Genomic DNA, 20,501 nt, shown 5'->3' on the forward strand with positions numbered 1-20,501 from the left:
ATGCTGAAAGTGCCGATGTCAGGCTGAAGGCCTGGCACGGTAACTGCGTAGTGGGTTAGTACCCAGGTGACAGGCCTTCAGCCTGTCATCCGCCCTTTCTTCATTCACCACTAAACAAGTGAATTTCACTCCGCAAAACAGCATATAATTGATCCTTTCCATCGGGTTAACGTATTGTTTATATTGAATAACGTTTATAACCAGACCACAGGATCTTTTGATCATGCCACTTCAACTTAGCGACACCTCTCTTCTTATCTCTAAAGCGTTTATTAATGGTCAGTGGGTAGACTCACATTCCGGCGAAACATTCGCCGTGACCAATCCCGCTACTGGAGAGTTACTTGCTGAAGTCCCCGATATGGATGAGGTTGATACTCAACGAGCGATCGACGCGGCCGATGCTGCTTGGGCCGATTGGAAAACCCTTCCATGTAAACAGAAAGCTAATCTTCTCCGCCGTTGGTTTGATTTGGTCATGGAGAATCAGGAAGATCTAGCGCGTTTGATGACAGCAGAACAGGGTAAGCCTCTTGCAGAAGCGCGTGGTGAGGTCGCTTACGGCGCGAGCTACATCGAGTGGTTCGCTGAAGAGGCCAAGCGTGTTTATGGTGATACCATTCCTGCAGCTACGGGTGATAAGCGTTTAGTTGTTATCAAGCAGCCAGTCGGTGTAGTGGGTGCAATCACTCCTTGGAACTTCCCGAATGCCATGATTGCGCGCAAGATTGCACCAGCGCTAGCAGCGGGATGTCCAGTGGTTGCTAAACCGGCAGAAGATACACCGCTTTCATCTCTCGCACTGGCAGAACTTGCAGCACGAGCAGGTATCCCTACGGGTCTTATCAACATTGTGACAAGCTCGAGAGCTAAAGCGGCTGCCGTAGGCAGTGCGCTTACGAGTTCAGATAAAGTTCGTAAAATTTCCTTCACTGGTTCGACGCAGGTCGGCAAGATTCTAATGAAACAAGCCGCCGACAGCGTCAAAAAAGTCAGTATGGAGCTGGGAGGAAATGCCCCCTTCGTCGTTTTTGATGATGCTGATTTGGATGCGGCTATCGAAGGTGTGATTGCATCTAAGTATCGAAACACTGGCCAAACCTGTGTCTGCGCCAACCGTATTATTGTCCAAAGCGGTATCTATGAGTCATTCCTTCAAAAGCTCGCTGAGCGTGTTTCAGCCTTTAAAGTGGGTAACGGTCTTGAAGTGGACGACGCTGTTCAAGGTCCTCTGATCAACCAAGCTGCGGTCGACAAGGTTGAACGACACATCAAAGACGCGGTAGAGAAGGGGGCTCGGATTGTATTAGGTGGAAAGCCCCATGCACTGGGTGGCACCTTCTTTGAGCCGACCATACTGGCTGACATCACAACCGATATGTGTGTGACTTACGAAGAGACCTTTGGTCCTGTGGCACCTATCTACAAGTTTGAAACAGAAGAGGAGGCCATCGCACTGGCAAATGACACAGAATTCGGCTTGGCAGCCTATTTCTACAGTCGCGATATTGGCCGTGTCTGGCGTGTTGCTGAAGCACTGGATGTTGGGATTGTGGGCATCAATGAAGGGATTATCTCTTCAGAAATGGCACCCTTTGGTGGGGTTAAACAGAGTGGCCAAGGTCGAGAAGGGTCTAAGTACGGTCTGGATGACTACCTAGAGATTAAATACCTCTGTATGGGTGGCATATAATTATGCCCACTAAAAGCCCTCTTGTCAGAGGGCTTTTTCTTTTACAGTTTCCAGCTAGGATCTTTCTGATCGATCAAACGGATCAACGCCGGCCACTCAGGGTGTCTAACTTTTGCATTGGCTTGAGCTTCGCCGCCTTCGAACTGATGACGAGTTTTTCGAATGATCTCTTCATCAATTGGGTTCAGGTTGCCTGCTGCCATAGCAGCCAATTGCACCTCTGCATTTCTAATGAAAGCAAAGTGTCTTACAAAGGCCCAGGTACAAGTTGGGCCTGCTGTGAGAAGACCGTGGTTCTTGAGAACAAGCGTGTGGTTGGTTTCACCCATTGCCGCCGCTAGTCGCGGCCCCTCAGAGCCATCCAGAACGATCCCTTCAAAGTCATGATAGCCAGTGCGTTCGAAGAACTGACAACCCTCTTGCGTAACAGGAATTAATGGTGAATCCAGCGCGCACAGTGACTGCGAAACTGGCTCGTGTGTATGTAATATACAGTGCAGATCAGGGCGGGCTTTATGAATCGTTGAGTGAATGGTGTAGCCTGCTTTGTTGACGTTCCACTCACTTTCAGAAAGGGCGTTACCATCAATATCGATCTTAATCAGGTCTGATGCGCGCATTTCATCATAACGAACCCCGAACGGGTTGATTAAAAACTCATCAGTTCCAGGAATACGCAGGCTGATATGGTTGTAGACAATGAATGTCCAGCCAAAGTGATCAACCATTCTGTAGGTCGCTGCGAGTTGAAGGCGGGCTTGCCATTCAGTGTCACTCATTCCTTCAGGTGCATCGGGTAGATCTACCTGAAATCTTGGATCGTTACTCATGTTCTGTCCTTTTATTTATTCGGTGTCGAGCGTTTCAATATTGTTAATCAATTTGTGAAGGGTCCCAACAAATTGAACTAATTCACTCTCATCAATCTCTTTTACGACTCTCTCATGACGATCAAGCACCACGTCCAAGAAGCGTTGATGTAGTGCCCAACCCTTTTCACTAAGTGACCAGCGTTTTTGCTTGCCTTTGGGTGTGGCTGTTTCACCAATGAGCAGATTTTGTGAGTCCAGTTTAGCCATGGCTCGACTGGCCGCTGCCTTATCTATGCTGATCAGGGAGCAGACTTCAGCTGCCTTTTGGTTTGGCTGATAAGCCAGAGATGCGATAACCCGCATCTCAACTGAGCCCAAACCAAATTGCGATAGGTACTGGCTTGATGAGTAGCTTGTCAGCCTATTGGCGATCACAGAGATAAGGTGTTGAAGGTATCGATCATAGTCGAGAACTTCATGCCCCTCTCTGTGTCGAATAATGTCCAATTTATCTGACATTAACTTTCAAACGCAGCCTGAGGTTTTTCGCCCATGACTGTTGTGCGATGCAGTTCACGACGGAACCCATCGTAATCATTAAACGCGCGGTGAAGACAGATGCGGTTGTCCCAAATGGCGACAGTATCCTCTTCCCAGCGTAAACGACAACAGAAGAACTCTTGCGTTGCGTGCTCGTGTAGGAATTTAAGCAGAGGTTCTGACTCGCGGCGCTCCATTCCCTCGATATTGACTGAGTAGACACCATCAACATAGAGTGACACTTGACCAGATTCTGGATGCTTGCGAACCATCGGATGGAAGTTTCCGCGCATCATCGCGTCGATATCAATTTCTAACTCGATATCGGTCATTGAAGTCATATTCTTTGTCTGTTCAACCACTTTTTTCATCGAGCCTATAACGCGGTCAGCAGCCATATGAACCTTTAGCGGCGCTAGCATCTTTTTCATGCCAGCAGACAGGCTCTCATACGCCATCACTGAGTTGTACCAGATGGTATCACCACCATAGGGTGGAATTTCGATGCCGTGAAGTACACTGATTGATGGTGGTCTTTCTAGAAAGGCTGAATCGGTATGGTGGCCACCGCCAAAGATGATTTTAGATTTGGTATCAGCCTCTTTGATAACAGGTTGTACATCTGGGAAGCCAGGAAGACCTGTGGTGTAAGCATCGGTACCTAACTCGCCAAAGCGCTTTGTAAACTCCAACTGATCAGCAGGGGAGAGATTCTGCTTACGCAAGAAGATCATCTTGTGGTGCCAAAGCGCCTCTTTGAGCTCCTCAAAGGCTTCGTCATCAAGATCTTTTAATTGAACATCCAGCACCTCGGCGCCCATCGATGAAGCCAGGGGTAGTGTTTTGATCTGTTTACCTTGATATGGGTGGTTTTTGTAAGGCTGATCGTCATGAATTAGATCGGTATCCATTGAACTCATTGCTTCTCTCCGATGGTGTTATTTATTGTGAAATTAACAATAGATCCAAAAAGTTGATATGTCAACTTTTTGGTTTTTACATAATGAGGGCAGATAAAAGTGATCTCTTTTTTTGTGCATTGCGAAAGCTAAATTTAATTCCCCGCAGGATCCGCTATAATCCGCATCTGATTTCAAGATAGAGGCTTTGAATAATGTCGACTCAGGCACTTATTTCGCAGTTACAAACCATTGTTGGTAAGAAGTACGCAATAACCGAATCTGATCGTGTGGCGCCTTACGCTACCGGTTTTCGTCTGGGTGGTGGTAGTGCATTAGCTGTCGTTCGTCCTGGAACCTTGGTTGAGGTTTGGCACTGTCTGCAAGCCTGTGTCAAAGCGGATGTGATTGTCATTATGCAGGCCGCGAATACCGGTTTGACCGGTGGCTCTACTCCCAATGGTGACGATTACGATCGTCCTATCGTGATCATCAGCACCATGCGCATCGACTCTATTCACCTGATTGATCAGGGCAAACAGATTGTTGGTCTTGCGGGTTCAACGCTCTTTGGTCTGGAAGATCGCCTGCGTCCATACGGTCGTGAGCCTCACTCTGTTATCGGTTCCTCTTGTATCGGTGCGTCAATTGTTGGCGGTATCTGTAACAACTCTGGCGGTGCGCTGGTTCAGCGTGGTCCTGCTTACACAGAGATGTCTATCTTTGCTCAGATCAATGCCGACGGTGAGTTGGAGTTGGTGAACAATCTAGGAATCAACTTGGGTGATACACCTGAGGAGATGCTCGAAAATCTTCAGTACGAGCGTTATCGCGCTGATGATGTCCAGTACCCAGATCTGCTGGGTTCCGATAACGAGTACAACGATCGTATTCGTGATATTGATGCTGAGACACCCTCTCGCTACAACAATGATGGTCGTCGTCTGCACGAAGCGTCTGGTTGTGCCGGTAAATTGGCCGTCTTTGCTGTGCGTATGGATACCTTCGAGATTCCAAAGAAACAGCAGGTGTTCTACGTTGGTACTAATGACCCTGCGGTTATGGAGCAGATGCGTCGCGATATCTTGTCGACCTTTAAGAATCTGCCTATCGCCGGTGAGTACATTCACCGTACCTGTTATGACGTCTCTAAGAAGTACGGTAAAGATTCGTTCATCGTGATCGACAAACTCGGTGCTTCCTACATGCCTAAGATGTTCGCGATTAAACGCACGGTTGATCGTTGGACCAATAAGCTAGGCTTTTTACCGAAAAACTTCTCGGACAAGATGCTGCAGTGGATGAGCTACCTATGGCCAAATCATCTGCCGGCTAGCATGGAAGAGTATCGTGATCGCTTTGAACACCACTGGATTCTCGAAACAGGCAATGAGTGTGTCGATGAGATGCGCGCTTACCTCAATGAGTTCTTTAAAACGAATGAGGGTGAGTATTTCGAGTGTACTGAGCGCGAAGCAGAGCAGGCGATTCTGCACCGTTTTGTCGCGGGTGGTGCGATTGGACGTAACAAGATCATGGAAGGCGACAAACTAGGTGCGGTTATGACCATCGATGTGGCCTTCCCGCGTAATGAGCGCGACTGGTTTGAAACGCTGCCACAAGAGCTAGCGGATCAAATTGCCGTTAAGGTCTACTATGGTCACTTCTTCTGTCACGTCATGCACCAGAACTACATCATGAAGCCCGGTGTTGATGCCAAAGCGGTTAAGAACCAGATTTTGGATACCTTTGATGCGCGTGGTGCTGAATACCCAGCGGAACATAACGTTGGTCATGAATACGCTGCGAAAGAGGCGCTTAAAGAGTTCTACCGCAGTCTGGATCCAACCAATGGATTCAACGCAGGTATTGGTCAAACCAGTAAGTTGAAGTACTGGGGTGAGTCATCCTGTGGTTGTGGCAGCGATCATCACTGATCCGTTGAATTGAAAAAGGGAAGCCCAATGGCTTCCCTTTTTTGTATCCGATCGATGCTTATCGAGTTTTTAGAATCTCAGCAAGCTGATCATTCATCTCAATCAGTGAGCTTTCGGTCGTCTCCCAGTTGATACAGGCATCCGTCACCGATACACCGTATTTCAATTCACTGAGATCTGAAGGGATCGACTGGTTGCCCTCATTAATGTGCGACTCGATCATAAGACCGATGATTGAGCGGTTGCCCTGAACGATCTGATGCATTGCATCCTTAGCCACCAGTGGCTGGCGGTTGTGATCTTTGTTTGAGTTAGCATGGCTACAGTCGATCATAATGTTCTGTGGCAGCTTCGCTTTCTCTAACGCTTGCTCTGTTAGATTGACGCTGACGGTGTCGTAGTTGGCACGTCCCGCACCACCACGAAGTACGACATGACTGTATTGGTTACCACGAGTGCGGACGATGGATACCTGACCTTCTGAGTTGATCCCCAAGAAACTGTGAGGGTGGCTGACCGATTGCATCGCATTAATAGCAACATCTAAGCTTCCGTCAGTCCCGTTTTTAAAGCCAACGGCACAAGATAGGCCTGAGGACATTTCACGGTGGGTTTGCGATTCAGTGGTACGCGCGCCAATGGCTGACCAAGTAATAAGGTCCTGCATGTACTGTGGTGAGATTGGATCCAATGCTTCAGTCGCCAGAGGAAGGCCCATCTCAGCTAGATCAAGCAGTAACTTACGACCAATGCGAAGACCCTCTTCAATCTCAAAGCTGTCGTTCATATGAGGGTCGTTGATCAACCCTTTCCAACCGACGGTGGTACGTGGTTTTTCAAAGTAAACTCGCATCACTAGGTAGAGTGAATCTTTTACTTGCTCTTGCAGCTTCAATAGGCGACGACCATATTCGATCGCGGCTTCTGGATCGTGAATAGAGCAAGGGCCTACCACGATGAACAGGCGCTTATCTTCGCGCTTAAGAATCTGTTTGATGGTGTTGCGGCCGGCCATCACGCTCGCGGCAGCTTTATCAGACAGAGGTAACTCTTTTTTAAGCTGATTGGGTGTGACCAGTGGGTCATTTGATTCGACGTTTAAATCGTCAATACGAGTATCGGTCATGGGTTAAATCCGAATAATCCTTTGAAAGAAGAGCGTTTGTAACACAGTCAATGGTCTGGTTTAAGGGCTCTGTCAGTATAAAATACGAATTTTAGTGATCTATGACCGACAAAACGGAATAATAGCTCTAACTGTGTAATTTAAATCTTCGTTATTGCGATAGATAAGTTTTAATGCGAGGACTTTGTGCGTTCTATCAAATTCACACTCAGCCTGTTAATGGCGTTCATATTGTCACTGTCAGGCGCCAATGCGTCTCTGTTTGGTGGTAACAGTGATGAGCCGTTAGAGGTTGAACAGGCGTTTAAATTCAGTGCTCAGCAACTGGATGCTAACCGCTTTCTATTGGTATGGGATATTGAGCCTCGTTACTACCTCTACCAAGATCGAATCGAGTTAACCCTTCCAGAAGGGGTTAGCCAAGTTAGCCGATCCGATTCCGCGACTGATACTAAAGAGGATCCTGTCTTTGGTGTTGTAGAGGTCTTTCATGATCGCGCTGAGGTGACCGTTGAGCTGGCGCGTCAAACCGCTGCATCGGCTGAGGGTCAATTTGATGTCAGCTACCAAGGTTGCTGGGAAGGGGGAATCTGTTATCCACCGGTGACTGGTGTGGTTGCCTACACTGGTCTATCGGAGGCTTTACAGGCTACAAAAACAGCTTCAGCTGACGCAACTACGACAGAGATTGTCAGTGAGCAGGATCAGTTCTTACAAACCCTATCAGGTAGCTCCTCTTGGACTTTGATTGGCGTCTTCTTTTTAGCGGGTTTGGCTCTGTCGTTGACGCCCTGTGTATTTCCGATGATTCCCATTCTGTCGGGCATTATTGCCGGTCATGGTCACAACACTAATGCTAAGCATGGATTAGCCCTGTCGATCATCTATGTGCTGGCTATGGCGGTGACCTACACAATCGCTGGGGTGCTGGCAGGAGTGTTTGGAGCGAATCTGCAAGCGGCACTTCAGGCTCCTGCAGTAATTGCTCTCTTCAGTCTTCTGTTTGTTCTGTTAGCAGGCTCTATGTTTGGCTTTTACGAGCTGCAGATGCCGTCCTCTGTTCAAACCTGGTTGAGTCGCAATTCTGATAAACAGAAAGGTGGCAGTTATGTTGGTGTGGCTGTTATGGGCTTCCTCTCTGCACTGATTGTGGGTCCCTGTATGGCTGCTCCGTTGGCGGGCGCTTTGATCTATATTGGTCAAACGGGTGATCCTGTTATTGGCGGGTTAGCACTATTCTCACTGTCGATTGGTATGGGTATTCCTCTGATATTGATCGGCACCTCTGCAGCCAAGTACATGCCACGTGCGGGTCTTTGGATGGAGAGTGTCAAAGCCGGTTTTGGTGTCGTTCTTCTTTTGATGGCGGTTTGGATGTTAGATCGCATCGTGCCGGTTGAGGTGACGATGGGATTGGTCGCGCTGATCCTAATCATCACCTCTGTCTTTATGGGTGTCTTTGAAAGCCACGCCTCAGAAGTTCATGGTGTTAAGAAGATCGCCAAAGGGGTAGGGGTTATCCTGCTCGTTTACGGTGCCTCTTTAACTCTAGGACTTCTGTCCGGTGGTAAGAGTTTGATCTACCCATTGAAAGGCCTCGTATCGACAAGTGAAGCCACGACTGCAGCGAAGATTGAGTTTGTAACCGTGACCAATCCAACCGATTTAGACGCTCAATTGAGCCTGGCTAAATCGAGAGGACAGGCTGTTTTACTGGATTACTACGCGGATTGGTGTGTCTCCTGTAAGGAGCTGGATTACGTCACTTTCGCTGACTCAGCCGTTCAGAACAGGATGGCGCAAATGTTGCTGGTAAAAGTAGATGTGACGGCTAATGATGACGCGTCGAAGCAGCTTACAAAGCGCTATGAAGTACTTGGTCCGCCAACGCTTATCTTTTATGATGGACTTGGTCAGTATCGAAAAGAGTTAACTCTGGTGGGTGTACCCTCGCCAGAACAGTTTTTACAAATGAGCAATCAACTTTAAGCAATAACTGAGCTTAGGCAAGACAATTGTCCTGCTCTTTGGAGTGATGAAAATGAAAAAAAGTACTCTGTTTGCAGCCCTTCTGTTGACCCCTGTCGTAGCACTTGCTGCCGACGCGGATAACGGCAAGGAGCTTTATGATGAAACCTATTTTGAGCGAGAGATTAACGGCGAAATGCGTGATGATGTGACCTGCGCAACCTGTCACGAACCTGCCTTTTACACTCGTTCAGACCGTATGGCTTCCAGCTATAAAAATCTTGAACAGGCCTGGGTTCAGGGCTGTAACGACAAGATGAATGTCGGCTGGTTCCCGGAAGAGGTTGCCGATGTTACGGCTTACCTCAACAAGACCTACTACAAGTTCCCACAAGAGTAGTCATTAATTTTAGTTGCTAAAGAGCCAGCAAATAGCTGGCTCTTCTGTTTCTAGCTATCTATCGAATGAACTCTCTACTGATCTCTTTAAACTTAGGATGATCGGCACGCTTTAACCACTCAAACATCACCATCTCTTTTGAAACCAGGGTCACTTGGTTTTGTTGCATTCGCTTAAGAGCCAGCACTTTATCCTCGGCCTTTCGTGAACTGACAGCGTCTTCGACCACAAAAACCTGAAATCCCATTTCACTAAGTTCTAAGACTGTTTGAAGAACACAGACATGTGTCTCCATGCCTGCAATGATGATCTGTTTGCGCTCCCACTGATTCAACGCGGTTTTTATCTGTGGTTCACTTACGCATGAAAAGCTCTGTTTTTCGAACCGCTCAGCCTTACCTTCAAGAAGCGATAGTAGCGACTCTTCAGTGGCTCCAAGACCTTGTGGATACTGTTCAGAGTAGGCGATGGGTATCTCAAGAAGTTGCGCCACCTCAACCAGTGCGACGGTATTAGCGAGGGTCTGTTCTGGTGATTGCACAGCCGGTAGCAACCTCCCCTGAACATCAATTACGAATAGCGTGCAGTTATCTCTGTCGATCAGTGCCATACTGGTTAACCTTTATAGAGTTCGGGCCAATATTGTTCGACGACAGGCGAGTCTTCAGCGTAGGTGTGGCAGCTGTTGAGTTGCGCGGAAACCGGTGATTCAGCCGTGCTTTTTGCTAATCGATGGCGCTCTTGAAAGGTGACTTGTATGGCCGTTGTCGCTACTGGACCTAATAGCTCAACCAGGTGTGTACAGCCTTGAATGCCGCCAAACAGATCTCTCACCTTTTTGGTAAAGCCGGGTCTAATCGACTCTCCCTCTAACTGTTTATATACCGGTGCGATACCTGGACACATTGTGTAGGGGGTGGCATCCATCGTGGTTTCAACGGCGTGTATGTTCAGATCAAGATCAACAGTCAGGCGGATCGCCATATCGTGCAGTGGGTCGCCCGCTTTTAAGATAAATTCACTTAATGGCATCTCATCAGCTTTGGTATCGACGAGATGGCCTTCAATATCCCAAAGCCCATCTTCACGCTGATAGCCAGTGCAGGTGACCTGTCGTGTATGGCGATGCGTCCTCGCAGCCGGTGTGGGTAGTGGCATGATAGGCTCCTAAACAATGCGTCGATTGAGATTAGCATCGGCCATGATGCGTGTACTGATCTCTTCAATCGAGAAGTTGGTGGTATTGATCGATTGCATATTGTTCTGGCGGAAATAGCGCTCAGCCGTGCGAGTCTCAAGATCGCATTGGTCGAGTGACGAGTATCGGCTGTTTGGGCGTCTCTCATTACGAATCGCGGCAAGCTGGAACGGATCGATGGTCAATCCATACAGCTTTTCACGGTGCTGCTTAAGAATATCGGGTAGATCTTCACCGCCCATATCCTCTTCGGTCAGTGGGTAGTTGGCGGCGCGAATACCGTACTGCAGTGCCATGTAGAGGCAGGTGGGTGTTTTACCGCAACGGGAGACACCTACTAGGATAATGTCAGCCTCTTTGTACTGCTGAGTTCTGGCGCCGTCATCGTTATCCAACGCAAAGTTAACCGAATCGATACGGGCCTTGTAGCGATCAATTTGGTTAATCGCGTGTGATTTACCAACCGTGTAGGTCGATGCGGTATCGAGCTCGGATTCAAGCGGTTTTAAAAAGGTCGAGAAGATGTCGATGTTGTAGGACTCAGCATCAGCGATCATTGCGCGGTACTCTGCATTAACAAAGGTATCGAACACAATTGGACGATGTCCGTCTTGTTTGCCTGTTTCGTTAATGCGTTGAATAACGGCTTCGACCTTTTCGGGTGTATCGATGTAGGGAAGGGTGATCTCTTCAAACTCTACCGACTCAAATTGGCTAAGCAGACTGTTACCAAGAACTTCAGCTGTGATGCCGGTTCCGTCCGATATAAAGAAAGCGGTGCGCTTCATTTTGGATACTCAATTCGACTAAATTCAATGCCCTATACTAGAGTTTTTGTAGCGAAATTACATTTTTAAAAGGGGGTTTTATTTCTCTTTTCTTCCTCTAGTATGGCGTGTATTGGGTAGTAAATACTCAGTTTAACGACCAAAGTTTAGGAGATAGTGCTTTGACAGAATACGTGATTCGTCTTGATCAGGCGCGCATGACCGATGTGGAAAAAGTAGGTGGTAAGAATGCCTCTCTTGGTGAAATGATCAGTCAATTGAGTGAAGCCGGTGTGCGTGTACCGGGTGGCTTTGCCACGACTGCCGAAGCGTATCGAGAGTTCCTAGCCTATGGTGGTTTGGCGGATCGTATTAATGCACGTCTTGATGAGCTGGATGCAGATGATACGCGTGCATTGGCGGAAACTGGCGGTCAGATTCGTCAGTGGATTATGGATGCGGATTTTCAACCTGAATTGGATGCTGCGATCGAAACAGCTTACGCAGAGATGTTGGATGGCCAAGCTGAGATCAGTGTCGCAGTGCGCTCATCGGCGACTGCAGAAGATTTGCCAGATGCCTCTTTTGCTGGCCAGCAAGAGACCTTCCTAAATATTAAAGGCCTAGATAATGTTAAACACGCGATCAAAGAGGTGTTTGCTTCCCTATATAACGATCGCGCCATCTCTTACCGAGTTCACAAAGGATTTACTCACGCTGAAGTAGCGCTATCTGCGGGTATTCAACGCATGGTTCGCAGTGAGACCGGCGCATCGGGCGTTCTCTTCTCATTGGACACAGAATCAGGTTTCCAGCACGTTGTCTTCATCACCGCCGCGTACGGTTTGGGCGAAACCGTTGTTCAGGGCGCAGTTAACCCTGATGAGTTCTACGTCTACAAACCCACTCTAAAGCAGAACGCTCCTGCGATTCTTCGTCGTACCATGGGCTCTAAAGCGATCAAGATGATCTACACGGATGAGCACAGTGCGGGTAAGGCGGTAGAGACGGTCGATGTCTCTTATGCGGATCGCAACCGTTTCTGTGTGACGGATGAAGAGGTAGAAGAGTTGGCGCGCATTGCCGTCATCATTGAGAACCACTACGGCCGTCCAATGGATGTCGAGTGGGCTCGTGATGGGGATGATGGTCAGCTTTACATCGTTCAGGCTCGTCCAGAAACGGTTCGCAGTCAGACACAAAAAACCGTGATCGAACGCTACCTGATGAAAGAGAAGGGTCAGGTCCTCGTTGAAGGTCGTTCGATTGGTCACCGAATTGGCGCCGGTGTTGTTCGTCTTGTTAAGTCACTTGATGAGATGCACACCGTTCAGGATGGTGATGTGTTGGTAACGGATATGACCGACCCAGATTGGGAGCCGGTTATGAAACGTGCATCAGCGATCGTAACGAACCGTGGTGGTCGTACCTGTCACGCGGCGATCATTGCACGTGAGTTAGGTATTCCTGCTATCGTGGGCTGTGGTGATGCAACCTCTGCACTGACTGACGGCCAAGAGGTGACTGTTAGCTGTGCAGAAGGTGATACAGGCTACGTCTACGCGGGTTGTCTAGACTTTGAACACACTACAAACAATGTTGAACAGATGCCATCGCTGCCGTTCGACATTATGATGAACGTGGGTAACCCAGACCGTGCCTTTGACTTCCAATCACTGCCGAATGCTGGTGTTGGTCTGGCGCGTTTAGAGTTCATTATCAACCGAATGATTGGTGTTCACCCGAAAGCGTTGATTAATCTAGAGGAGCAACCACGTGATGTGCGTCAGGTTATTGAACGCCGCATCGCAGGTTACAAATCGCCTGTTGATTTCTACGTTGATAAATTGACTGAGGGTATCTCAACGCTTGCGGCCGCTTTCTACCCTAAGAAAGTGATCGTTCGTATGTCGGACTTCAAATCCAATGAGTACGGTCACCTGATCGGTGGTCAATCGTTCGAACCGCATGAAGAGAACCCAATGCTTGGTTTCCGTGGTGCTGCTCGCTACATCTCTGAAGACTTCCGTGACTGTTTTGAGCTGGAGTGTCGTGCATTGAAACGTGTCCGTGATGAGATGCGTCTAACCAATGTTGAGATCATGGTGCCGTTCGTACGCACACCAGGCGAGGCAAAACAGGTCGTAGATCTGTTGGCGGAGAATGGGCTTCAGCGCGGACAGAACGGTCTTAAGTTGATCATGATGTGTGAAATCCCATCCAACGCACTACTCGCTGACCAGTTCCTTGAGTACTTTGACGGCTTCTCAATTGGTTCGAACGACCTGACTCAGCTGACACTCGGCTTGGACCGTGATTCGGGTCTTATCGCGCATCTGTTCGATGAGCGAAACGAAGCGGTTAAGCGTCTTCTTGAGATGGCGATTACCGCCTGTAAGGCGCAGGGTAAATATGTGGGTATCTGTGGACAAGGACCTTCGGACCACCCTGATCTTGCCCGTTGGTTGATGCAGCAGGGTATCGACAGTGTGTCACTCAACCCTGATTCAGTCATGGATACCTGGTTCTACTTGGCGAATGACAAAGCCTAAAAGAGGCTAAATCCTTAAAAACGGTCAGGATTCACTCCCTGGCCGTTTTTCGTTCTGGCCTAACCGGTTATCATAGGGTTTTTAATATTGGGAGAGAGGCGTGTTTGAACTCGGTAAGCGCAATCAATTAACGGTGTTGCGAGAGAGTCCATACGGTGTCTATTTAGAGACAGGTGATGGTGGCGGCATACTGCTCCCTCGAAGTGAAGTGCCTGAAGGTACTAAGCCTGGCGATAAGCTGCGTGTGTTTGTCTACCTTGACTCCCAAGATCAAGAGATCGCGACCTTGGCGCATCCCAAAGCGGAAGTGGGTCAATTCGCTCGACTGCGTGTTAAAGAGACCACGCCGATAGGTGCTTTCCTGGATTGGGGACTATCTAAAGATCTGCTGATGCCTTTCTCAGGGCAGCAGCGTGATGTGACGGAAGGTCTGTGGGTGAATGTCTTCATCTACATTGATAACTCGAACCGTATCGCGGCCTCAATGAAAACGGATCGTTATCTTGAGTCCAACCCAACCGACCTAAACAAAGAGATGCTGGTTGAAATGCTGCCCTGGCGTATGACTGACTTAGGCATGCTCTGCATCATCAATGATCGCTATGAAGGCCTTATCCATCGTCAAGACCTCACTCAGCATTTGAAATTGGGTCAGCGTCTGACGGGCTATGTTAAGCAGGTTCGTGAGGATGGACAGATTGACCTTATGCTGACGCCACCTGGTTATAAACGAGTCGGGTCTGTTGCCGATAAGCTGTTGGCTGAGTTGGAGGCGAACAGCGGCTTCTGTCCACTGGGTGATAAGAGTCCGCCTGAAGCGATTAATGCCCGTTTTGGTTGCAGTAAAAAAGCCTACAAAATGGCGATTGGTCAGCTGTTGAAAGAGGGCAAGATCCAAATTGAAGCGGATGGCCTTCGTTTAAAATCTTAAAATCTATCAGGAGAAATCGATGGAAGATCTACTACCCGAACTGTGCGATCGCTATGAAGATGATGTGCGCATTCTTGAACCGATGTTTGGTAACTTTGGCGGTCGTGAACGCTTTAGCGGAAAGATCGTGACGATCAAAGCGTTTGAAGATAACTCCTTGGTTCGTGAACAAGTTGCTCTACCTGGTGAAGGTCGAGTGCTGGTAGTTGATAGCGGTGGCTCTATGCGTCGCGCGATGTTGGGCGACATGCTGGCTGAGAAAGCAGTCAAGAATGGCTGGTCGGGTATTGTTATCTACGGCTGTATCCGTGACGTGAATGCCATTGGTGATCTTGACCTAGGTGTTCAAGCGTTGGGCTGCCACCCGTTGAAGACCGAGAAAAAAGGGGCGGGCGAATTAAATGTCACGCTTCGTTTTGGCGGTGTTGATTTCATTCCGGGTGAATATCTCTACGCTGATAACAACGGTCTGCTGGTTAGCGAAAAAGAGTTAACGATTGATTGAAAATTAACCAGCTTAGGTCTATTATCCACAGCCCGTTCTTAGTTGAGCGGCTGTAATTTTTTATATCTTATAAGTTGTTGTTTTTAAAAAGATTTAAAATTTTTTCAAAAAAAGTTACAGATTCACGGAACTAAAAGACTTCACAGAGGGTCTACTGTTCTACAAGCAGGGCATTTTTTAAGCCCTATTTGGTAAATCACCAGCTTGAAAGCCTCTAAATGAGCAGTTATTACTGCTGACCGCAGCCTGGAACTCCCCCTTTATCCGGCCTGCGGTTTTTTATTGCCTTAAAGAACCTTGTCGTAGCGTGCTTTAAGAATCATTACACGTTCAATGTAGCGCTCTGTCTCGGGATAGGGTGGTATGCCTTGGTAACGTTTCACAGCCGTTGGCCCTGCGTTGTAGGCTGCTAGGGCCAATTTTGTGTCACCAAACTGCTCTAGCTGCTCTTTTAGGTATTGGCTCCCGGCAAAGATGTTCGCGCTAGGATCCTGTCGGTTCTCGACACCTAGGGAGAGTGCTGTCTTTTTCATTAGCTGCATCAAACCCATTGCCCCTTGTGAAGAGAGCGCGTTGCTTTTGAATGCCGACTCCGCATGAATCACGGCGCGAATAAGAGATTCGTCAACCTTGACTTGGTTGGCGGCGATTTGTGTAATGCTGCGAAAGTCTCGAGTGTTTAGAGGCACAGTGTGCCAATCGATTGATGGGTTTGACCGGCAGGCATAACAGTCAAATTTGAGTATTTCATAATGAGTGGTCTGTTTAGGGCGTCGATCGCTGAACGAGAGCACGCCTGACTCGTTGCGAAATTTATAGATGGTCTGCGAACTCTCACTTTTCGCAGAGGTGCTGTAGACTGAGCTGACTATCAGCAGTGTCGACAGCAGTGTTAGACGCTTGTTTAAATACATAATGCTCAAACTTTGAGGTTTACGTGAAGTATAGGCTACTTATTTTCGATTGGGATGGAACTTTAATCGATTCTCAAGCGCGTATCGTATCCAGTTTTCAGGGCGCTACGCGTGAGCTAGGTCTAAGAATCCCCAGTGATGAGTCAGTGCGAGATATTATTGGCCTTGGCTTGCCAGAGGCTATTCTTAAAGTCATGCCTGAATGTGATGCCGCAACGCGAGAGCTCATTCGGCAGGGTTACAGTAAACACTATCTAGAGGTTGATCAGACACCCACGGCGCTATTTGACGGTGCATTTGATGGACTGGGGCTACTCAAACAGCATGGCTATCGACTCTCGGTCGCGACTGGAAAAAGCCGCCGTGGTTTGGATCGCGTCCTGTCTGATACAGAGTTGGCGGGCCATTTTGAACTGACCAAGTGTGCTGATGAGACGGCATCCAAGCCAGATCCTTTGATGCTGCATGAGATCCTAGAAGAGACAGGTTTGGATGCTAGCGAAGTCCTTATGATTGGTGACACCAGTTATGATTTGGAGATGGCGCGCAGTGCGGGTATTGATCGAGTGGCTATGAGCTATGGGGTGCATGAGGTGGATGATCTGCATGCCTTTGAACCGTTGCAGGTGTTTGATCATTTTAATGAGTTAGTGGATTGGTTAAGGAGTTAATGTGGAACACAATCCTTGGGGTGAAAAGCCTAGTGATTCAAAAGAGAGTATTGAGCAGGCTAGTGGAACGGTTGTGCAAACTAATGAGAAGAGTGATCAGCCTGCTGTAGACAGTACCGATTCAAAAAGCTGGCGCTTGCTTGAAAAGCTGGTTGATAACGTCAACCGTGAGCAGCGCCGATCTCGCCGTTGGGGCATCTTCTTCAAGTCTCTGACCTTTATCTATCTGTTTGGTATCGCAGGCTTTTTTCTGTGGAGTGAGAAGTTCGCCTCCATTGAGGAGATCTCTAAGCCACATGTGGCAGTGGTTCAAGTGCGTGGCGTTATTTCAGACAGCAGCGAAGCCAGTGCTGATCTGTTGATCACCTCTCTGCGCGATGCGTTTGAGGCATCTGACAGTCTCGGTGTTATTGTGCGTATTAACAGCCCGGGTGGTAGTCCTGTTCAAGCCGGTTACGTCTATGATGAGATTGTTCGACTCCGTGCACTCTATCCTGATAAGGCGGTGATGGCCGTTATTACCGATATTGGCGCCAGTGGCGGTTATTACCTAGCCAGTGCCGCGGACGCTATCTATGCGGATAAAGCCAGCCTGGTAGGTTCAATTGGGGTCATTTCAAGTGGATTTGGTTTTGTCGATTTGATGGAGAAGCTAGGGGTTGAACGCCGTGCTCTTACCGCAGGCGACAGCAAAGCACTGCTAGACCCTTTCCAGCCGCTCTCGGATCAACAGAAGCGCTTTTGGCAATCTGTGTTGGATACTACTCACCAACAGTTTATTGACGCTGTGAAGCAGGGTAGGGGTGATCGTCTTGCTGATAACCCTGAGCTGTTCTCTGGACTAATCTGGACAGGTGAACAGGCCGTTGAATTGGGTTTGATTGATGGGTTAGGCAGTGCTAGCTCTGTTGCTCGCGAACAGTTTAATACCGATCATCTAATTGATTACAGCTACCGTCCAAACGCGGTTGAACGCTTGGCAGAGCGTCTAGGTGTTGGGGTGGCCAGTCAGGTTATGAACACTCTCGGTATAACGAGCTCTATCCAGTTCAAATAGATCGCTAATAGCGTCTATTTTAGAAGCGGGTTGATGCCCGCTTCTAGTAATAGATGGTTTAACCCAATCAGTGGCAGGCCAATTAGAGTATTAGGGTCTCTGCTCTCAATCGACTCAAACAGAGTGATACCTAACCCCTCGCATTTAAAACTGCCTGCGCAGTCCAGCGGTTGCTCGCGATCAATGTAAGCTGTGATCTCTGCGTCTGACAGTTCTCTAAAGGTCACGACAACCTCTTCTAGATACTCTCTAGTCTCCTCAGTTTGGCTGTTGAAAAGCGCCAAAGAGGTTAGAAAGCTGACACGCCGACCGCTGCACAAAGAGAGCTGGGTAATCGCTCTCTCTTTGGTTAAAGGTTTGCCAAGAATCAGCTGGTCAAGCGTAGCCAGTTGATCAGACCCTATAATCCAGTGTGCAGGGAACTCTTTAGCTAACGCCTTGGCTTTCAGTTGGGCTAAACGAGCCGCACAAGCCTCTGGAGACTCACCGGCTATTGGCGTCTCATCGATGTCGGGAGAGGCGTGTTCAAACTCATTTAAAATGCGAGACAGTAGTTCGCGGCGATATTTTGAGCTTGAGGCTAAAACGATCGGTAATTGGTGGCTTTTCATCGATATTCCGCTGCGATTTTGTGCAGATTGGGCTTTTGTTAGCTAAAGAGGCTCTAACCTAACAAATATCCTCAATTAATGGCATATATTCCTTTACAGTTGGGCTTCAGATCCCTAGAATTGCGCGCTTATGTCGAACGGCCCTCTTCCGAAAAAAGTCGACCCTCGGAAACTTGCCGAGCGGGAAGCAGTTTTAACAGGCACTATTGCATTGCAATCTATGCCTCAGCTCTGCTCCTTGCTGGTCAGTCCCTGTGGTGATGTCAATGTAGAACTGGCTTTTGCCCTTGATGAGCAGAAGCTAAGAACTGTGACCGGACAAGCGAACGTTGAAGTTCAGCAACAGTGTCAACGTTGCTTGGAGCCAGTGACATTGCAATTGGAAGCAGAGTTCAGTTTAGCCGTTGTGTTAAACGAAGAGCAGGCCAAGAATTTGCCCCGTTACTATGATCCTCTACTGTTAGAGGATGATGTAAATCTTGCAGATTTGGTCGGAGAAGAGTTGATACTGAGTTTACCAGCCGTCTGTTATCATGATGACTGTTCAGTAAAAATGTCCTTCGGCGAAGATGAGATACCTGCGGAGCAGATTGAAAAACCGAATCCATTTAGTGTGCTAGCGAGCCTTAAGAAGTAGCGCTAGTAAAGTAAGATCCAGGAGTAAAAACCATGGCAGTACAGCAGAACAAAAAGTCTCGTTCACGTCGCGATATGCGCCGTTCACACGATGCACTTAGCAACCCAACTCTTTCAGTTGAACAGACTACTGGTGAGACTCACCGTCGTCACCACATGACAGCTGACGGTTTCTACCGCGGTCGTCAGGTTGTTGCAAAAGGCGACGAGTAAGTCTTAGCCGTGCAACACAGTTATTGCATCGCTGTTGATGCAATGGGCGGGGACTTCGGTCCCCGTATTACTGTTGAGGCCTCCCTCGCAGTTCTTAAAGATCACCCTGATCTATCGATTACCCTTGTGGGTGATCAAGAGCAGATCGCTCCCTATCTTCCTAAAGACGCTAATTCACAGTTAAGCCTTGTGCATGCTTCATCGGTTATTACGGCCGATATGAGGGTAATTTCCGCTCTGCGTGAAGGCTCGGACAGCTCAATGCAGTTAGCTCTGGATCAGCTCGCATCAGGTTCGGCCTGTGCCGTTGTGAGTGCTGGCAATACGGGGGCTTTGATGGCCCTTGCGAGACGCACCTTGGGAATGATTCAGGGGATCGATCGTCCCGCTATCTCTGCAGCTATGCCGACCTTGAAAGGCGAGTGTCAGGTCGTCGATTTGGGCGCTAACTTAGACTCTTCCCCAGAGATGCTAAAGCAGTTTGCTGTGTTGGGGCGCGCTTTGGTGCGGGTTACAACAAGTAGAGATCCAAAAATTGGTCTGCTTAACGTAGGCTCTGAAGAGACCAAGGGCAACGAGACGCTTCGTGAAGCGAGTGCTCAGATAGCGGAACTTCCAGAGGTGAACTACATCGGCTTTGTTGAAGGCGCTGATCTGTTTGTTGGTGAAGCGGATTTGATCGTCTGTGATGGTCTGGTCGGTAACGTGGCCCTAAAGAGTAGCGAAGGGGTCGCTAAGCTGCTAGCTCATCGACTGCGCCAGGTGTTTGCAGGTTCACTCTACAGTAAAGTCATCGCATGGCTGGCTAGCCCAATGCTGACAGCCCTGACTAAATCGCTCGATTCAGGTCAAAGAAATGGTGCACTGTTTTTAGGTTTGAATGGTCTGGTCGTTAAAAGTCATGGTGCTGCGAACGCTAATGACTTTAAGGCGGCTTTGGAAAACACTTTGAATATGCTCAAAGCCAATCTGTCTAAGCAGTTAGCGGATCAGGTTGCTCGCGATCTAAACAGTTCCCCTTAAGGGTTCAGATATTCCTCATATGATGTAAACTCCGTACTAGGATTTTTT

Annotated in this window: 21 protein-coding genes; 12 read left to right on the forward strand and 9 right to left on the reverse strand. The window is 48.4% G+C overall.

Annotation, left to right across the window (positions count from 1 at the left end):
• Nucleotides 1-223: 223 nt before the first annotated feature.
• Nucleotides 224-1,693 (forward strand): NAD-dependent succinate-semialdehyde dehydrogenase, encoded by a 1,470-nt coding sequence (locus tag XMD564_RS02460; protein ID WP_173507738.1) that lies wholly within the window; start codon nucleotides 224-226, stop codon nucleotides 1,691-1,693.
• A gap of 41 nt (nucleotides 1,694-1,734) precedes the next feature.
• Here the strand turns inward: XMD564_RS02460 and XMD564_RS02465 are convergent, their stop codons facing one another.
• From XMD564_RS02465 to XMD564_RS02475, 3 genes are read right to left on the reverse strand one after another with little or no spacing between them, the layout of a single operon-like run.
• A complete protein-coding gene (locus XMD564_RS02465) occupies nucleotides 1,735-2,523 on the reverse strand; it encodes a class II aldolase/adducin family protein (RefSeq protein WP_173483206.1) in 789 nt (262 codons plus the stop codon).
• A gap of 15 nt (nucleotides 2,524-2,538) precedes the next feature.
• Nucleotides 2,539-3,024, reverse strand: a complete 486-nt coding sequence (locus XMD564_RS02470; protein ID WP_173507739.1) for a MarR family winged helix-turn-helix transcriptional regulator — start codon at nucleotides 3,022-3,024, stop codon at nucleotides 2,539-2,541.
• Nucleotides 3,024-3,965 carry a TauD/TfdA family dioxygenase gene (locus tag XMD564_RS02475; protein WP_173481617.1) on the reverse strand — a complete coding sequence of 314 codons (942 nt, stop codon included), beginning with the start codon at nucleotides 3,963-3,965 and terminating at the stop codon, nucleotides 3,024-3,026. Before XMD564_RS02475 ends, XMD564_RS02470 begins: the two co-directional genes overlap by 1 nt.
• A 194-nt stretch (nucleotides 3,966-4,159) precedes the next feature.
• Here XMD564_RS02475 and dld point away from each other — a divergent pair, with 194 nt between their 5' ends.
• Nucleotides 4,160-5,881 (forward strand): D-lactate dehydrogenase, encoded by a 1,722-nt coding sequence (dld, locus tag XMD564_RS02480; RefSeq protein ID WP_173481616.1) that lies wholly within the window; start codon nucleotides 4,160-4,162, stop codon nucleotides 5,879-5,881.
• Nucleotides 5,882-5,939: 58 nt separating this feature from the next.
• On the opposite strand, the gene XMD564_RS02485 is transcribed toward dld, so the two are convergent.
• A complete protein-coding gene (locus XMD564_RS02485) occupies nucleotides 5,940-7,007 on the reverse strand; it encodes a 3-deoxy-7-phosphoheptulonate synthase (RefSeq protein ID WP_173481615.1) in 1,068 nt (355 codons plus the stop codon).
• Between the two features lie 186 nt (nucleotides 7,008-7,193).
• On the opposite strand from XMD564_RS02485, the gene dsbD reads away from it, so the two are divergent.
• Together dsbD and XMD564_RS02495 are read left to right on the forward strand one after the other, a co-directional pair.
• On the forward strand, nucleotides 7,194-8,996 hold the full coding sequence (gene dsbD, locus XMD564_RS02490; protein WP_371740242.1) for a protein-disulfide reductase DsbD: 1,803 nt from the start codon (nucleotides 7,194-7,196) through the stop codon (nucleotides 8,994-8,996).
• Between the two features lie 52 nt (nucleotides 8,997-9,048).
• Nucleotides 9,049-9,375 (forward strand): hypothetical protein, encoded by a 327-nt coding sequence (locus XMD564_RS02495; RefSeq protein ID WP_173481614.1) that lies wholly within the window; start codon nucleotides 9,049-9,051, stop codon nucleotides 9,373-9,375.
• A gap of 58 nt (nucleotides 9,376-9,433) precedes the next feature.
• Here the strand turns inward: XMD564_RS02495 and XMD564_RS02500 are convergent, their stop codons facing one another.
• Genes XMD564_RS02500 through XMD564_RS02510 form a run of 3 tightly spaced genes read right to left on the reverse strand, consistent with a single transcriptional unit; the run spans nucleotide 9,434 to nucleotide 11,361 of the window.
• Nucleotides 9,434-9,985, reverse strand: a complete 552-nt coding sequence (locus XMD564_RS02500; protein WP_173481613.1) for a hydrolase — start codon at nucleotides 9,983-9,985, stop codon at nucleotides 9,434-9,436.
• Between the two features lie 5 nt (nucleotides 9,986-9,990).
• The gene (locus XMD564_RS02505; protein ID WP_173481612.1) at nucleotides 9,991-10,533 is read right to left on the reverse strand and encodes a DUF2889 domain-containing protein; all 543 of its coding nucleotides are present in this window, start codon (nucleotides 10,531-10,533) and stop codon (nucleotides 9,991-9,993) included.
• 9 nt (nucleotides 10,534-10,542) lie between these two features.
• A complete protein-coding gene (locus tag XMD564_RS02510; RefSeq protein WP_173481611.1) occupies nucleotides 10,543-11,361 on the reverse strand; it encodes a pyruvate, water dikinase regulatory protein in 819 nt (272 codons plus the stop codon).
• Between the two features lie 161 nt (nucleotides 11,362-11,522).
• Between XMD564_RS02510 and ppsA the strand changes: the two genes are divergently transcribed.
• The 3 genes from ppsA (at nucleotide 11,523) to rraA (ending at nucleotide 15,328) form a co-directional block, all read left to right on the forward strand.
• Complete coding sequence (gene ppsA / locus XMD564_RS02515) at nucleotides 11,523-13,892, forward strand: phosphoenolpyruvate synthase (RefSeq protein WP_173484298.1); 2,370 nt, start codon at nucleotides 11,523-11,525, stop codon at nucleotides 13,890-13,892.
• 100 nt (nucleotides 13,893-13,992) lie between these two features.
• Nucleotides 13,993-14,823 carry a S1-like domain-containing RNA-binding protein gene (locus tag XMD564_RS11550; RefSeq protein ID WP_173507740.1) on the forward strand — a complete coding sequence of 277 codons (831 nt, stop codon included), beginning with the start codon at nucleotides 13,993-13,995 and terminating at the stop codon, nucleotides 14,821-14,823.
• A 19-nt stretch (nucleotides 14,824-14,842) separates the two neighbouring features.
• A complete protein-coding gene (gene rraA, locus XMD564_RS02525) occupies nucleotides 14,843-15,328 on the forward strand; it encodes a ribonuclease E activity regulator RraA (protein ID WP_173481609.1) in 486 nt (161 codons plus the stop codon).
• Nucleotides 15,329-15,615: 287 nt separating this feature from the next.
• On the opposite strand, the gene XMD564_RS02530 is transcribed toward rraA, so the two are convergent.
• Entirely contained in the window at nucleotides 15,616-16,242 is a 627-nt protein-coding gene (locus XMD564_RS02530) for a lytic transglycosylase domain-containing protein (RefSeq protein ID WP_173481608.1), read from the reverse strand.
• Between the two features lie 23 nt (nucleotides 16,243-16,265).
• Between XMD564_RS02530 and XMD564_RS02535 the strand changes: the two genes are divergently transcribed.
• Complete coding sequence (locus tag XMD564_RS02535) at nucleotides 16,266-16,913, forward strand: HAD-IA family hydrolase (RefSeq protein ID WP_173481607.1); 648 nt, start codon at nucleotides 16,266-16,268, stop codon at nucleotides 16,911-16,913.
• Between the two features lies 1 nt (nucleotide 16,914).
• Nucleotides 16,915-17,970: a S49 family peptidase gene (locus XMD564_RS02540; protein ID WP_173481606.1), complete on the forward strand. Its 1,056-nt coding sequence runs from the start codon at nucleotides 16,915-16,917 to the stop codon at nucleotides 17,968-17,970.
• A gap of 14 nt (nucleotides 17,971-17,984) precedes the next feature.
• Here the strand turns inward: XMD564_RS02540 and XMD564_RS02545 are convergent, their stop codons facing one another.
• Nucleotides 17,985-18,581, reverse strand: coding sequence for a nucleoside triphosphate pyrophosphatase (locus XMD564_RS02545; protein ID WP_173481605.1), 597 nt, complete (start codon nucleotides 18,579-18,581; stop codon nucleotides 17,985-17,987).
• Between the two features lie 130 nt (nucleotides 18,582-18,711).
• Between XMD564_RS02545 and XMD564_RS02550 the strand changes: the two genes are divergently transcribed.
• Genes XMD564_RS02550 through plsX form a run of 3 tightly spaced genes read left to right on the forward strand, consistent with a single transcriptional unit; the run spans nucleotide 18,712 to nucleotide 20,453 of the window.
• Nucleotides 18,712-19,218 (forward strand): YceD family protein, encoded by a 507-nt coding sequence (locus XMD564_RS02550; RefSeq protein ID WP_173481604.1) that lies wholly within the window; start codon nucleotides 18,712-18,714, stop codon nucleotides 19,216-19,218.
• 32 nt (nucleotides 19,219-19,250) lie between these two features.
• Complete coding sequence (gene rpmF, locus XMD564_RS02555; RefSeq protein ID WP_173481603.1) at nucleotides 19,251-19,430, forward strand: 50S ribosomal protein L32; 180 nt, start codon at nucleotides 19,251-19,253, stop codon at nucleotides 19,428-19,430.
• Nucleotides 19,431-19,439: 9 nt separating this feature from the next.
• Nucleotides 19,440-20,453, forward strand: a complete 1,014-nt coding sequence (plsX, locus tag XMD564_RS02560) for a phosphate acyltransferase PlsX (protein ID WP_173481602.1) — start codon at nucleotides 19,440-19,442, stop codon at nucleotides 20,451-20,453.
• The last annotated feature ends 48 nt before the right edge of the window (nucleotides 20,454-20,501 follow it).

The sequence above is a fragment of the Marinobacterium sp. xm-d-564 genome (genome assembly GCF_013283345.1).
GTDB lineage: Bacteria > Pseudomonadota > Gammaproteobacteria > Pseudomonadales > Balneatricaceae > Marinobacterium_E.

Coding starts and splice junctions, on each gene's coding strand:
- XMD564_RS02460 (WP_173507738.1), top strand. CDS start 224: ATGCCACTTCAACTTAGCGACACCTCTCTTCTTATCTCTAAAGCGTTT.
- XMD564_RS02465 (WP_173483206.1), bottom strand. CDS start 2,523: ATGAGTAACGATCCAAGATTTCAGGTAGATCTACCCGATGCACCTGAA.
- XMD564_RS02470 (WP_173507739.1), bottom strand. CDS start 3,024: ATGTCAGATAAATTGGACATTATTCGACACAGAGAGGGGCATGAAGTT.
- XMD564_RS02475 (WP_173481617.1), bottom strand. CDS start 3,965: ATGAGTTCAATGGATACCGATCTAATTCATGACGATCAGCCTTACAAA.
- dld (WP_173481616.1), top strand. CDS start 4,160: ATGTCGACTCAGGCACTTATTTCGCAGTTACAAACCATTGTTGGTAAG.
- XMD564_RS02485 (WP_173481615.1), bottom strand. CDS start 7,007: ATGACCGATACTCGTATTGACGATTTAAACGTCGAATCAAATGACCCA.
- XMD564_RS02495 (WP_173481614.1), top strand. CDS start 9,049: ATGAAAAAAAGTACTCTGTTTGCAGCCCTTCTGTTGACCCCTGTCGTA.
- XMD564_RS02500 (WP_173481613.1), bottom strand. CDS start 9,985: ATGGCACTGATCGACAGAGATAACTGCACGCTATTCGTAATTGATGTT.
- XMD564_RS02505 (WP_173481612.1), bottom strand. CDS start 10,533: ATGCCACTACCCACACCGGCTGCGAGGACGCATCGCCATACACGACAG.
- XMD564_RS02510 (WP_173481611.1), bottom strand. CDS start 11,361: ATGAAGCGCACCGCTTTCTTTATATCGGACGGAACCGGCATCACAGCT.
- rraA (WP_173481609.1), top strand. CDS start 14,843: ATGGAAGATCTACTACCCGAACTGTGCGATCGCTATGAAGATGATGTG.
- XMD564_RS02530 (WP_173481608.1), bottom strand. CDS start 16,242: ATGTATTTAAACAAGCGTCTAACACTGCTGTCGACACTGCTGATAGTC.
- XMD564_RS02545 (WP_173481605.1), bottom strand. CDS start 18,581: ATGAAAAGCCACCAATTACCGATCGTTTTAGCCTCAAGCTCAAAATAT.
- XMD564_RS02550 (WP_173481604.1), top strand. CDS start 18,712: ATGTCGAACGGCCCTCTTCCGAAAAAAGTCGACCCTCGGAAACTTGCC.
- rpmF (WP_173481603.1), top strand. CDS start 19,251: ATGGCAGTACAGCAGAACAAAAAGTCTCGTTCACGTCGCGATATGCGC.